We start from the raw sequence: 12,704 nt of genomic DNA, 5'->3' as shown, positions 1-12,704 counted from the left end.
CGCGATCCCCTGCGGGTCTTCGTCTTCGTTGCGGGGGCGTTGTCCCTTGGCCCGGGCCTGGGGGTGGTGCGTCGACTGCGAGCCGTCGGTGGTCGTTCGCGCAGTTCCCCGCGCCCCTACGGGGCGCCCCGTAGGGGCGCGGGGAACTGCGCGAACGACCACGACGCACCCGCAGACGGGGCGCCGTGTCGCACCCACGCGGCGGCAGCCGCCGGACGCGTCCTACGCCGTCATCTCCGTCAGCTTCAGGACCGTGTTCCAGTTGCGGCTCGTGGCCAGGGCGCCCGTTCTGGCCACCGCTCGGTTGAGGGTGTCGCCCAGGGGGGAGCGGCCCAGGCCGTCGGGGGTGTACAGGTACAGGGCCCGGTCGCCGAGGGCGAAGTCCTCGGGGAGGAAGTCGGCGCGTTCCACCGCCAACTGCGGTACGGCCTCGGCGAAGTACGTCACGTGCAGCTGCCGGCCCTCCAGTTCCGCCGCCGGGAAGGGGCATGCCGCCGCCACGGCCGCCAGGTACGCGTGGTCGCGGACGATGACGTCCACGGGGAAGCCGAAGCGGGTCGCAAGAGCGTCGCGCAGCTGCGCGGCCAGCACGTCCTCATCCGGCTGCGCGCTGGTGAAGACGGCGTTGCCGCTCTGCAGGTAGGTGCGGACGTCGCCGTGGCCGAGCTGCTCCAGCAGGGAGCGCAGCTCGGCCATCGGGACCTTCTTGTGGCCGCCCACGTTGATGCCGCGCAGGAGGGCCGCGTACGCCTTGGTCGCCATGGGCCCCACCGTACGGCGGGGCACTGACATCAGCGCCGGGCCGTCGCCGGGATGCGGCGCTCGGCGATGGCGCGGCGGGTCGCGTACAGGGTGATCGACGCGGCCGCGACCATCGCCGCGAGGCCGAGGACGACGGTGCCGTCCCAGCCGCCCGCGCCGAAGGCGAGGGCGCCGAGGGTGCCGCCCACGGAGCTGCCGATGTAGTACGCCATCTGGTAGAGCGCCGAGGCCTGGGCGCGGCCGGACTTCGCGGTGCGGGAGACGGCGGAGGAGGCGACGGCGTGGCCGGCGAAGAAGCCCGCCGTGATGAGCACGAGGCCGGCGAGCACCGCGAGGAGGGAGGTGGAGACGGTCAGCAGCAGGCCGGTGGCCGTGGTGCCGACGGCGAGGTAGAGCGCGCCGCGCCGGCCGAGGCGGCCGACGAGCGTGCCGGCGGCGGCCGAGGAGAGCGTGCCGACCAGGTAGACGAGGAAGACGGAGCCGACGACGCCCTGGGGGAGGGAGAAGGGCTCCCCGGCCAGGCGGTAGCCGATCACGGTGTAGACCGCGCCGAAGACGGTCATGAACAGCGCGCCGATCGCGTAGAGGCGGCACAGCAGCGGGTCGGAGAGGTGGGTGCGCAGCGTACGGCCGAGGGAGCGCGCGGAGACCGTGGCGGGCGTGAAGTGGCGCGCCTTGGGGATCAGTGCGCGGAAGGCGACGGCGCAGACCACGGCGAGTGCGCCCACGGCGGCCAGGCCCGCGCGCCAGCCCCATGCCTGGGCGACCCAGCCGGCGAGGATGCGGCCGGACATGCCGCCGATGGAGTTGCCGGCCACGAACAGGCCGATGGCGCCGACCAGCGCCTTGGGGCGGACTTCCTCCGCCAGGTATGCCATTGCCGAGGCCGGCACGCCGGCCAGTGCCGCGCCCTGCAGCGCGCGCAGTGCGGTGAGGGTGCCCAGGTCGGGGGCGAGGGGGACCAGGAGGCCGAGGACGGCGGCGACGCACAGCGCGGCCGTCATCGTCGCGCGCCGGCCGTGGCGCTCGGAGAGGGCGCTCAGCGGGATGACGGCGAGGGCGAGGCCCGCGGTCGCGGCGGAGACGGTCCAGCTGGCCTGGTCGGCGGTGACGCCGAGGCCGGTGGAGATCGCCGGGAGCAGGGCCTGCGTGGAGTAGAGGAGGGCGAAGGTCGCGACGCCTGCGGCGAAGAGCGCGATCGTCATCCGGCGGTAGGCAGGGCCGCCGGGCACCAGCCGGGAGTCGGCGGTGTCGGAAGAGGAGGAAGGGGACGGCGAGACAGCGGCACCCGTACGCACAGCGGCGCCGGATGCCCTGATATCGGCAGGAGGCATGCCCCAAACGTATGTACGGCGCATCTGATGCGTCCAATGCACAGACTCGTCATAATCGTTCCCGTGGAGCATGAGCGCAGGTCACGGCCGTCTGTGTCACCGACTGGCAACAGGAGTGTTACCCAAAACTTTGATGTGACGCCAACGGCCGGGCTGGAGGAGGGCTCCTGGGCGGCGACCCTGGCCCCGCGCCTGGCGCAGTTCGCCGCGGTGGCGCGGCACGAGCACGTCACCCGGGCCGCGCACCAACTCGGCATGCCGCAGTCGACGCTGAGCCGGTCGATGGCCCGGCTGGAGGCCGACCTGGGCGTGGCGCTGTTCGCCCGGCACGGGCGCACGGTGTCGCTGACCGCCGCGGGCCGCGCGTTCCTCGCGACCGTCGAGCGGGCGTTGTACGAGGTGGAGCGCGCCGCCGAGACCGTACGGGCGGACGCCGACCCGGCCGCCGGCAAGGTCGCGTTCGGCTTCCTGCACACCATGGGCTCGGAGACCGTACCCGAACTCATCCGCGCCTTCCGCGCCGACCACCCGCGCGTGCGCTTCCAGCTCGTGCAGAACTACGGCGAGGCGATGATCGAGCGGCTGCGGGCCGGCGACCTCGACCTGTGCCTGACCTCGCCCGTGCCGGACGAGCCGGATCTCGTCGCCCGCCGGCTGGACGAGCAGAAACTGCGGCTGGTGGTGCCGGAGGACCATCCGCTGGCAGTCCGCAAGCGCATCCGGCTGGCGGAGGCGGCAACCGAACTGTTCGTCACCCTCGAACCCGGCTACGGTCTGCGGCGCATCACCGACGCGCTGTGCGCGGAGGCCGGGTTCTCGCCGAAGGTGGCGTTCGAGGGCGAGGACCCGGAGACGCTGCGGGGCCTGGTGGCCGCCGGCCTGGGCGTGGCGCTGCTGCCGCCACCCGCGGTGCCGCGGCCCGGGGTGGTCGAGCTGGCGGTGACCGCGCCGCGGGCGGTGCGGGAGATCGGGGTGGCCTGGCTGGACGGGCACCCCGACACGCCGCCGGTCGCGGCGTTCAAACGGTTCCTGCTCTCGCGGCGAGGGCAGCTCCTGCTGCACAGGTGAGCGGCCTCAGTGCCGCAGGGACTCCCCGAAGCCCGATGCCAGCGGCATCCGCAGCCCCAGCGGCGGCGGGGCCGCCAGCGCGTCCGCGAGCGGGCGGGCATAGGGGTGGCCCAGCAGGCAGCCCCGGACGAAGTCCGCGGCCAGCGCCAGGACTTCGGGGCGGTGCTGGCGCAGGGCGTGGCCGTCGGAGTGCACCTCGAAGCGGCACACCTGCCGGTTGATCTTCTTGGCCCGCTCGGCGAGCCGGTACGACAGGTCGGGGTCGGTGCGCTCGTCGTTGGTGCCGTGCACCAGCAGCACGCACCGGCCCGTCAACTGCCGTACGGGGTCGGGGGCGAGGAGGGCGTCGGGCTCCGGCAGCCACGGCGCGACGGCCAGCACGGAGGTGACGGCCGCGTGCCCGCCGGCGCGCAGGGCGGCGCGGGCGCCCATGCCCGTACCGACGAGGCACACCGGTACGTCGCCGTAGCGCCGCACCACCTCGTCCGCGGCCCACTCGGCGTCCCGCACGGGGTGCGCGGCGGAGCCGTTCCAGCCGCGGTGGCGGTAGCGCACGACGTGCACGACCAGGCCCTCGGCCGCGCCGGACCCGCTCAGCAGCCGGGCGAGGGGGCGCTGCGCGCGCAGGGCCAGGAGGGAGGGGCGGCGCTCGCCGGTGGGTCTGCCGTCGGGGAGGAGCAGGGCCACGCCCTGCACCGTGCCGTCGGAGCGGCCGGCCGCGCCCAGGGGCGGGCCGAGGCGGGCGGTGGTGGCGATGGCCGGGGCTACGGCGGTGATCGCCGGGATCTGTGAGGTCTGCGGGTCCCGGGGATCCCGTGGGTCTCGCTGCGGCAACGCTTGCTGGACCATGGCAGACAACCATGGCAGAAGGACGGGTGGTGTCCACCCCGCCGACGGGTCACCGTTCCGTATCGTTCGCCACCATCTACGCGCGTAGGGGCTACAGTGCGCAGATGACGACCGAGACCCCGTTCGCATCGCACTCCGCGTCCCGACCCACCCCCGACCAGATCCGGCGCGCGCCCAAGGTCCTGCTGCACGATCACCTCGACGGTGGCCTGCGCCCGGGCACGGTCATCGAACTGGCCGACGCCGTCGGCTACGACAAGCTCCCCGAGACCGACGCCGACCGGCTCGGCGTCTGGTTCCGCGAGGCGGCCGACTCCGGCTCGCTGGAGCGCTACCTGGAGACCTTCGCGCACACCTGCGCCGTGATGCAGACCCGCGAGGCGCTCTTCCGCGTGGCCGCCGAGTGCGCCGAGGACCTCGCCGAGGACGGCGTCGTCTACGCCGAGGTGCGCTACGCCCCCGAGCAGCACCTGGAGGCCGGCCTGAGCCTCGACGAGGTCGTCGAGGCCGTGAACGAGGGCTTCCGTGAGGGCGAGCGGCGCGCCCGGGCAGGCGGCCACCGCATCCGCGTCGGCGCCCTGCTGACCGCCATGCGGCACGCGGCACGCGCCCTGGAGATCGCGGAACTGGCCAACAAGCACCGCGACTCGGGCGTCGTCGGCTTCGACATCGCGGGCGCCGAGGCCGGCTTCCCTCCCACCCGCCACCTCGACGCCTTCGAGTACCTCAAGCGGGAGAACAACCACTTCACCATCCACGCCGGCGAGGCCTTCGGCCTGCCGTCGATCTGGCAGGCCCTGCAGTGGTGCGGCGCCGACCGGCTCGGCCACGGCGTGCGCATCATCGACGACATCGAGGTCAAGGAGGACGGCTCGGTCGAGCTGGGTCGCCTCGCCGCGTATGTGCGCGACAAGCGCATTCCGCTGGAGATGTGCCCCACCTCCAATCTCCAGACGGCCGCCGCCGCTTCGTACGAAGAGCACCCCATCGGACTGCTGCGGAAACTGCATTTCCGGCTCACCGTGAACACCGATAATCGTCTGATGAGCGGCACCAGCATGAGCCTGGAGTTCGAGCACCTGGTCAAGGCGTTCGGCTACACGCTGGACGACATGCAGTGGTTCACCGTCAACGCGATGAAGTCGGCGTTCATCCCATTCGACGAACGTCTCGCCATGATCAACGAGGTCATCAAGCCCGGCTACGCCGAGCTCAAGTCGGAGTGGCTGTTCCGCACGCCGATCGTCGAGAGCGCCTGACCAGCAATTCCCCGGAATACCCGGCCGGTCGGCCGGGCGGGAAATAACGAAGAGGCGGCCGGGAATTCCTCCCCCGGCCGCCTCTTCGGCCGTGTCGTCGTTTGCGGGGGTGCGGGAAAGGTGGCTAGCTTTCCCGCACCCCCGTCATTCCGACACGAGGACGGATTCCGATGAAGCAGGTATCTCTCAGGGCACTCGGCGTCGCACTCGCCGGTGCCGCCATCGCCGTCGGCGCGGCGGGTACCGCCTCCGCCGGCACGCTCGAGTCCCTCACCACCACGGCCACCGGCGCATACAAGGGCCTCCCCATGGAGACCGCCACCACCCTCCTGCCCGCGGGCGGCCCGGTCGCCTCGGCCACCGACCGCACGGTGAAGTCCGGGCTGCTGGAGCAGGGCGCCCGGGCCGCGGACACGGCCCTGAACCCGCACCTGCACACCGACAAGCTCGCCGGCCCCGCCGAGAAGCTCGCCGGCACCTCCCACCACAAGGCCACGGCCACGGCCAACGCCCCCACCACGGCCCCCGCCGACAACAAGGGCAACGCCGGCCTCCTGGGCGCCCTGCCCACCAAGGGCATCGCCCCCAACGGCCTGTCCCTGCCGGGCCTGGGCACCCCCAACACCCCCGTGCACTGACGGACCGGATCGGGAACGGGCACCTCGACGCGATCCGTCGGAGCGACACCTGCACACGGACGGCTTGGCCGGCGCGTACGGCACGGCAGCGGGCCGCGCACCCTCAAGGGATGCGCGGCCCGCTGTGCTGTCCGGCGGCACGGCGCCGGCGGGTCACCAGTCGGTCGCCTTCGCGGCGGCCCGCGGGCTGCCCTCGGCCGGGATGAGCACCCACAGCGCGATGTAGAGCACGAACTGCGGGCCGGGCAGCAGGCACGACAGCAGGAAGATCAGTCGCATCGTCGTGCGGGAGATGCCGAAGCGCTCGGCCAGGCCGGCGCAGACACCGGCGATCATCCTGTGGTGGCGGGGACGGACCAGCGGGCGGGACATGGCGGGACTCCTCGGGTCGGCGCCGTGTGCTCGGCGCGGTGCGCAGGCGGTGCGGGAACGGTTCGCCGTCTCCGGCCTTCCCGACACTTCAACGCTAAGGCCGCAGCCCCCGCCGTAACGTCCCTCTACGGGGCGATCCCGACCCTGGGGATCGTCGGGGTCAGCCCCCGGTCCGCCTCCTCCCGGCGGGGGGCACGCGCCGGGCGCGCCTCGGCCCTGCGACGGAGCCGCGCCCGTACCGCCGGCACCACCGCCAGGTGCGCCACCGTCACCCCCGTCACGTTCAGCAACAACGCGTCGACGTCCAGGACCTGCCCCATCACCCCGCTGCGCACCACCTGCAGCAGCAGCGAGAGCATCGCGGCCGTGAACACCGTGCGCGCCAGCGACCCCACGACGGACGCCGAGATCCGGCCCCCCACCCACGGCAGCAGCACCCCCAGCGGGGCCAGCGGCAGTACCCCGGCCGCGATCGACCGCGCCGCCTCCCACGGCCCCAGCGCCAGGTCGGCGCGGATCGTGGCCAGCGGCTCCAGGTGCGCCGCACTCACCCACGGGGCGGTCAGCGGACGCAGCGCGAGCCAGCCGAGGACCAGGAGATGAACGGCCAGGAGGACACCGCCCGCCACGCGGTAGCGGTATCGGAGGGCGGGCGTACCGCCGTAGCCATGACGCTGCACGCCCCCCATGACGCCGCACGCGGGGCGCGCGGTTCCGCGTGCGGGTACGGAGAGTCAGCGCCCGTTGCCGACGGGGGGCGTCCGGAGGCGCCCGGGAATCCCGCGCCCCACCCCGAGGGGGCGCCGTCAGGGAAGGGTCGTACCGCTGCCGCGCGCCGACTCCGGGCGCGTGCGCGTCTCGTCCGTGCAGGCGTAGCCGCGCGGCCGCTCCTCGCCCGGGCCGCCCAGCGCCACCGTGCTGCGCCCGTCGGCCGCCGGCGTGCCCGCGTACGTGCACACCAGCTGCGCCAGGGCCACCGCCGGCAGGTCGTCCGGTTCGCTGCTCAGCCGCAGCGTGCCGGCGGGGTCGCCGCGGCGGGCCGCGTTCACGGCCAGCGCCTGGGGCACCTCGGTGGAGAAACCGGCCTCCTCCTCGGCGGGCGTGGGCTGCCGCTTCAGCTCGGCGAGCAGCGTCCGGGCCAGGGCCAGCGGGTCGCCGCCCTCGGGCACGGTCACCTGCCGGGTCACCGGCAGCAGCTGCGAGGTGCACACCAGCTGCACCGTGGTGGTCGCGCTGCTCGACGGCGCGGACGGCTGCGGCTGCGCGTCGTGCGACGGGACGACGCAGGTGGCCCGGGAGGGCGCGCTGCCCGCGTCCACGGGCACGGTCGTGCCGCGGATGCCGCAGCCGGCGAGCATGGCGAGCCCGCCGAGCGCGGCCCCGGCCGCCACCAGGGCCCGGCCGGGTCTGCTCCTGCCGTCACGTGCTGCCGTTCTCACTGTGCGTCCCCTTCCGCGCGGTCGCCGCCGCCCGCCCCGTCACCGGAGCCCGGCTCGATGCCGGAGGCGTCGCGCGGCAGCGTCAGGGTGAAGACGGCGCCGCCGTCGGGGGAGTTGGCGGCGGTGATCTCACCGCCGTGGATGTGGGCGTTCTCCAGCGCGATGGACAGGCCCAGGCCGCTGCCCTCGGAACGCGGCCGGGAGGCGCTGGCCTTGTAGAAACGGTCGAAGACGTGCGGCAGGACGTCCTCGGGGATGCCGGGGCCGTGGTCGCGCACGGCGATGACGACCTGCCGGTCGTCGGCGCGCACCGACACCCGCACCGGCGAGCCGCCGTGCTTGAGGGCGTTGCCGATGAGGTTGGCGAGGATCACGTCCAGGCGGCGCGGGTCGAGCCGGGCCATGGTGCCGCGCTCGGCGTCCAGCTCCACCGCGTCCAGCCAGGCGCGGGCGTCGATGCACGCGGTGATCTGGTCGGCGACGTCCACGTCGTCCAGCACCAGGCGGGCCGTGCCCGCGTCGAAGCGGGTGACCTCCATCAGGTTCTCCACGAGGTCGTTCAGGCGGCGGGTCTCGCTGACCACGAGCTGCACGGCGGGGGCGATCATCGGGTCGAGCGAGTCGGCCTCGTCCTCCAGCACCTCCGTCACCGCGGTGATGGCCGTCAGCGGGGTGCGCAGCTCGTGCGACATGTCGGCGACGAAGCGCCGGCTCGCGGCCTCCCGGGAGCTGAGGTCCTCCACGCGCTTCTGCAGCGACTCGGCCGTCCTGTTGAACGTCCGCGACAGGTCGGCCAGCTCGTCGGTGCCCGACACCCGCAGCCGGGTGTCCAGCTTGCCCTCGCCGAGCCGGCGGGCGGCGTCCCCCAGCCGCTGCACGGGCCGCAGCACGGTGGAGGCCGCGGCCTGCGCCAGCAGGGCCGAGCCGATCAGGGCCAGGCCCGTGGCGATGCCCAGCGACCAGGCCAGCGAGTTGAGGTCGGCCCGCTCGTTCTCCAGCGACTTCAGCAGGTAGCCGGTCGGCCCGCCGCCGATGACCTTGGCGCCGCCGACGAGGTACGGCTTGCCGTTCAGCGTGATCCGCTGCCAGTACAGGTGGTACGGGTACGGGTTGGACTCGGTGACCTTCCGCTCCCGGTTGACCGCCGTCACCAGCGTCTTCGGCACCGTCGCCAGCGTGAACAGGTCGCGGTCGGACGGCGCCGCGCACCTCCCGCCGCCCTTGACCTTGCCGATCAGCAGCACCTCGTACTTCTGCGAGGTCGCCGCCATCCGGTCGGCGGCCTCCTGCAGCTCCGGGCACGTCGGCGACAGCGGCAGGGAACCGGTGTTGTCCTGCAGCGACTTGCGAAAGTCCTCCAGGGCCGCGTCCTGGGTGCGCGTGAGCACGGCGTCGCGGTTGAGCCAGTACGCGATCCCCGACGCCGACACCGCGGCGGCGAGCGCCACCAGCGCGAAGACGAGCATCAGGCGCAGCCGCAGGCTGATCCACCGCAAGCTCGGCCTCGGCATCCTCCTGGCCGCCGCCCAGCCCCCCACCCGACCGGGCTCCTTTGTCACTGTGTGCTCTCAGTCCTCGTGTTCGTTCGACGTCGTGCGTACGGCGCGGATGCGCCGGATCACTGCTGCGGGGCGTCCAGCCGGTAGCCCACGCCGCGGACCGTACGGATCAGCGTGGGCGAGGACGGCACGTCCTCCACCTTCGCGCGCAGCCGCTGCACACACGCGTCCACCAGCCGGGAGTCGCCCAGGTAGTCGTGCTCCCACACCAGGCGCAGCAACTGCTGGCGCGACAGCGCCTGCCCCGGCCGGCGGCTGAGCTCCAGCAGCAGCCGCAGCTCCGTCGGGGTCAGCTGCAGATCCTGGCCGTTCTTCGTCACCGTCATCGCCGACCGGTCGATGACCAGCGAACCGAACGCCGCCGAATCGCTGGACTCCCGCTCCCCCCGGCGCAGCACCGCCCGGATCCGGGCGTCCAGCACCCGGCCCTGCACGGGCTTGACGACATAGTCGTCCGCACCGGACTCCAGACCCACCACCACGTCGATGTCGTCGCTGCGCGCGGTCAGCAGGATGATCGGCAACTGGTCGGTCCGGCGGATGCGCCGGCACACCTCGAAGCCGTCGATGCCGGGCAGCATCACATCCAGCACGACGAGGTCGGGCCGCTGCTCGCGCAGCATCTTCAGACCGTCCTCGCCCGACGCCGCGGTCACCACGCGGTGACCCTGGCGGGACAGGGAGAACTCCAGAGCCGTACGGATGGCGTCGTCGTCCTCGATCAGCAACAGGAAAGGCACAGTGGTCATTCTGGCCCAAGAGTGGCCGGTAGTTCGACCGAGGACACCGCGGCGGCCACCGGGGACCTGCGCAACGCCGCGCGCCGAGGCTGTTGCAGGGCTGTGACAGTCGGCGGACAGCGCCATGAAACTGGCCCGGCAGGCTGATGTCCACCGGGCACCACCGACGTCCGGTCACAGCCGGACCGAGTTGGCTCCACCGACGGGGGGCGCGAGATGAACACACTGCACAGCACCGCGACCAGCGCAGTTCGCACGCGCCTGCACGACGCCGGACGGAGCACCGAGATGTCCGGTGCCGTGGGCGGGCGGGGGTGCGCTCGCGGCACCGGACGCATCCGTCCGCCGTACATGGTCGCGGTCGACGCGATCACGTACGGCGAGGCCGCGCCGGGCGCGGGGGGCGCCCCTGCGGCCGCGACGACGGAGCGCACCGGCGTGTCGCGCCAGAGCGGCGAGTCCGCCGAGGCCGCCTTCACCGCCTACGTCCAGGAACGCCGCGCCGCGCTGTACGCCACCGCGTACCACCTGACCGGCGACCGGCACGAGGCCGAGGACCTGCTGCAGAGCGCGCTGTTCTCCACCTACCGCGCCTGGGACCGCATCTCCGACAAGGCGGCCATCGGCGGCTACCTGCGCCGCACGATGACCAACCTGCACATCAGCGCCTGGCGCCGCCGCAAGCTCAACGAGTACCCGACCGAGGAACTGCCCGAGACGGCCGGCGAGAGCGACGCCATGCGCGGCACCGAACTCCGCGCCGTCCTGTGGCAGGCCCTGGCCCGGCTGCCCGAACTCCAGCGCACGATGCTCGTCCTGCGCTACTACGAGGGCCGCACGGACCCGGAGATCGCGGAGATCCTCGACATCAGCGTCGGCACGGTCAAGAGCAGCATCTGGCGCTCGCTGCGTCGCCTGCGCGACGACGAGGCCATCGGCAAGGGCCGGGGGGTACGCGAGTCCTTCGGGGAACTCGTGGCCTGAGCCGAGGGGGGAAACACGGGGGGAACGGGGGAACACGGGGGAGACGGAAGCGGGCCGGCAGCCGGGGGGATTGCCGGACCCGCTTCCGTTGTTTTCGCACGCACGCGCCCGTAGGGGCGCGGGGAACTGCGCGAGCAACCACGACGCGTCCGCAGACGCAATGCCGTGTTGCGCCCGGCACCCGGGATGGCGCCTCGACTGCGGGCCGTCGGTGGCTGATCGCGCAGTTCCCCGCGCCCCTACGGGGCGCTACGCCGCCGACGGCTGGGCGCGGACGTCCTCGCGGCGGCCGGCCGCCGCGGCGGCGATGCGGCCCATCGCCGTGTCCCGGCCGCAGGCGAAGGCGCCCAGCGCCGTCTGGCGGGCCACGATGCCGCGTTCGGCGCGCATCAGGCGCAGGCCGCGCCGGATGAGCACCGGCACCGGCTTGCGGGCCTCGGTCAGGTCGCGCATCAGGCGGCGGCGGAACGTCGTCGACGGCCGTCCCCGCAGGCACAGCGCGTCGGCGAGGTGGCCCAGCTCGCGGCAGCGCTCGATGATGTCGGCGGCGAAGATGCCCTCGGCTATGAACACCGGTGTCCGGCCGATGTCCAGGACGCCCTCGGCCACGCGCGAGCTCGTCGAGATGTCGTACACCGGCACCGTCGTACGCGCGGTGCGGCACAGGGCGTCGATGGCTGCGACGGCGGCGTCCGCGTCCCACGACAGCGGCGAGTCCCAGTCCGTGCCGCTGCCGTCGGCGAGCAGGGGCAGGGTGGGGTCGTGCCCCTCCTTGTAGAAGTCGTCGAGGTTGAGCACGGGCAGCCCGGTGCGGGCGGCGAGGGACGACTTGCCGGAGCCCGAGGGCCCGGTGAGCAGGATGACGCGCGCGGAGGACAGGAGGGAGGTCACGGGATACCAGTGTGAGGCATTCCGCCGCATGGGGGATCCCCCCGGGTCGGGCGTGCGCAGGCAGTAACGCATCCACTACGTTGCGTTGTCGATCCGATCCTTCTCACGGCAGGTGACCATGGCCTCCCACGCACGTCACGCACGCACCGCTGTTCCCCCACCCCCGCGCCGCCGCGCGCTGATGCGCGTCGGGCTGACCGTCTCCGCGGGCGCGGCGCTCGCGGCGGGCGGCGCGGCGCAGGCGAGCGCCCAGACCCAGCCGCCCACCGCGACCCTGGGCCGCACGGACGTCGGGGCGGCCTTCGTGGGCACCGGCATCGCGCTGCAGAAGTCGGTGGAGGGGCTGTCACCGGTGCTCAAGACCTTCAAGTACCACCCGCTCGCCGCCACGCCCGTGGACCCGCTCAACAACGGCGCCCGTACCAAGGTCGCCGACTTCAAGCCGGTCGGCACCGACATGGTGACCTCTCCCGTCACCAAGCGCGGTCAGCTCGGCGACCTGCCCGTGGTCGGCCAGGTCCTGGGCGCCCTGCCCGGCGCGAACGCCCCCCTCGCGCCGGTCGGCGCGGACGGTACGGGCCAGGTCGGCCCGCTCGGCCACAACAGCGTGGGCCCCCTGAGCACCGGTGACGCGCCCCTGGGGCAGGGCGAGGGCCAGGCCCTCTTCGGCCCGCCCGGCAAGGGCCTCATCGGCTGAGGCGGACACGGCGGGCACGGCGGGCAGAGCGGATACAGGACGCAGGGACGACAACGGCGGTGGGGGGGGGCGGGGGAGCCCCCCCCCCCCCCCGACGAGGGGCGGCCGTGGG

The 12,704-nt window shown here is 73.6% G+C and carries 14 protein-coding genes; 5 read left to right on the top strand and 9 right to left on the bottom strand.

Annotated elements, in window-relative coordinates; genetic code table 11:
• Window positions 1-222: 222 nt before the first annotated feature.
• Complete coding sequence (locus AC27L3_RS27025) at window positions 223-762, bottom strand: DUF1697 domain-containing protein (RefSeq protein WP_487236681.1); 540 nt, start codon at window positions 760-762, stop codon at window positions 223-225.
• 29 nt (window positions 763-791) lie between these two features.
• Window positions 792-2,096 (bottom strand): MFS transporter, encoded by a 1,305-nt coding sequence (locus tag AC27L3_RS27020; protein ID WP_487236680.1) that lies wholly within the window; start codon window positions 2,094-2,096, stop codon window positions 792-794.
• A gap of 135 nt (window positions 2,097-2,231) precedes the next feature.
• On the opposite strand from AC27L3_RS27020, the gene AC27L3_RS27015 reads away from it, so the two are divergent.
• Window positions 2,232-3,164, top strand: coding sequence for a LysR family transcriptional regulator (locus AC27L3_RS27015; RefSeq protein WP_487236679.1), 933 nt, complete (start codon window positions 2,232-2,234; stop codon window positions 3,162-3,164).
• Window positions 3,165-3,170: 6 nt separating this feature from the next.
• Here the strand turns inward: AC27L3_RS27015 and AC27L3_RS27010 are convergent, their stop codons facing one another.
• Window positions 3,171-3,851, bottom strand: a complete 681-nt coding sequence (locus tag AC27L3_RS27010; RefSeq protein WP_487236732.1) for an alpha/beta hydrolase family protein — start codon at window positions 3,849-3,851, stop codon at window positions 3,171-3,173.
• Window positions 3,852-4,117: 266 nt separating this feature from the next.
• On the opposite strand from AC27L3_RS27010, the gene AC27L3_RS27005 reads away from it, so the two are divergent.
• Both AC27L3_RS27005 and AC27L3_RS27000 read left to right on the top strand, forming a co-directional pair.
• The gene (locus AC27L3_RS27005) at window positions 4,118-5,272 is read left to right on the top strand and encodes an adenosine deaminase (RefSeq protein WP_487236678.1); all 1,155 of its coding nucleotides are present in this window, start codon (window positions 4,118-4,120) and stop codon (window positions 5,270-5,272) included.
• Window positions 5,273-5,442: 170 nt separating this feature from the next.
• The gene (locus tag AC27L3_RS27000) at window positions 5,443-5,910 is read left to right on the top strand and encodes a hypothetical protein (protein WP_487236677.1); all 468 of its coding nucleotides are present in this window, start codon (window positions 5,443-5,445) and stop codon (window positions 5,908-5,910) included.
• A gap of 153 nt (window positions 5,911-6,063) precedes the next feature.
• Here the strand turns inward: AC27L3_RS27000 and AC27L3_RS26995 are convergent, their stop codons facing one another.
• From AC27L3_RS26995 to afsQ1, 5 genes are all read right to left on the bottom strand, one after another.
• Window positions 6,064-6,282, bottom strand: a complete 219-nt coding sequence (locus AC27L3_RS26995; RefSeq protein WP_487236676.1) for a PspC domain-containing protein — start codon at window positions 6,280-6,282, stop codon at window positions 6,064-6,066.
• Between the two features lie 125 nt (window positions 6,283-6,407).
• Window positions 6,408-6,962 carry a VanZ family protein gene (locus tag AC27L3_RS26990; RefSeq protein ID WP_487236675.1) on the bottom strand — a complete coding sequence of 185 codons (555 nt, stop codon included), beginning with the start codon at window positions 6,960-6,962 and terminating at the stop codon, window positions 6,408-6,410.
• Between the two features lie 126 nt (window positions 6,963-7,088).
• Entirely contained in the window at window positions 7,089-7,721 is a 633-nt protein-coding gene (locus AC27L3_RS26985; RefSeq protein ID WP_487236674.1) for a hypothetical protein, read from the bottom strand.
• Entirely contained in the window at window positions 7,718-9,232 is a 1,515-nt protein-coding gene (locus AC27L3_RS26980) for an ATP-binding protein (RefSeq protein WP_487236673.1), read from the bottom strand. The genes AC27L3_RS26985 and AC27L3_RS26980 overlap by 4 nt, the downstream gene beginning before the upstream one ends.
• Window positions 9,233-9,339: 107 nt before the next feature.
• Window positions 9,340-10,020, bottom strand: a complete 681-nt coding sequence (gene afsQ1 / locus AC27L3_RS26975) for a two-component system response regulator AfsQ1 (RefSeq protein ID WP_344432836.1) — start codon at window positions 10,018-10,020, stop codon at window positions 9,340-9,342.
• A gap of 216 nt (window positions 10,021-10,236) precedes the next feature.
• On the opposite strand from afsQ1, the gene AC27L3_RS26970 reads away from it, so the two are divergent.
• Complete coding sequence (locus tag AC27L3_RS26970) at window positions 10,237-11,004, top strand: SigE family RNA polymerase sigma factor (protein WP_487236672.1); 768 nt, start codon at window positions 10,237-10,239, stop codon at window positions 11,002-11,004.
• 249 nt (window positions 11,005-11,253) lie between these two features.
• On the opposite strand, the gene AC27L3_RS26965 is transcribed toward AC27L3_RS26970, so the two are convergent.
• A complete protein-coding gene (locus tag AC27L3_RS26965) occupies window positions 11,254-11,925 on the bottom strand; it encodes an ATP-binding protein (RefSeq protein WP_487236671.1) in 672 nt (223 codons plus the stop codon).
• 88 nt (window positions 11,926-12,013) lie between these two features.
• Between AC27L3_RS26965 and AC27L3_RS26960 the strand changes: the two genes are divergently transcribed.
• Window positions 12,014-12,592, top strand: coding sequence for a hypothetical protein (locus AC27L3_RS26960; protein WP_487236670.1), 579 nt, complete (start codon window positions 12,014-12,016; stop codon window positions 12,590-12,592).
• The last annotated feature ends 112 nt before the right edge of the window (window positions 12,593-12,704 follow it).

It is taken from the genome of Streptomyces sp. PKA51 (assembly GCF_057552455.1).
This window is presented reverse-complemented; position numbering and strand designations above follow the sequence as displayed.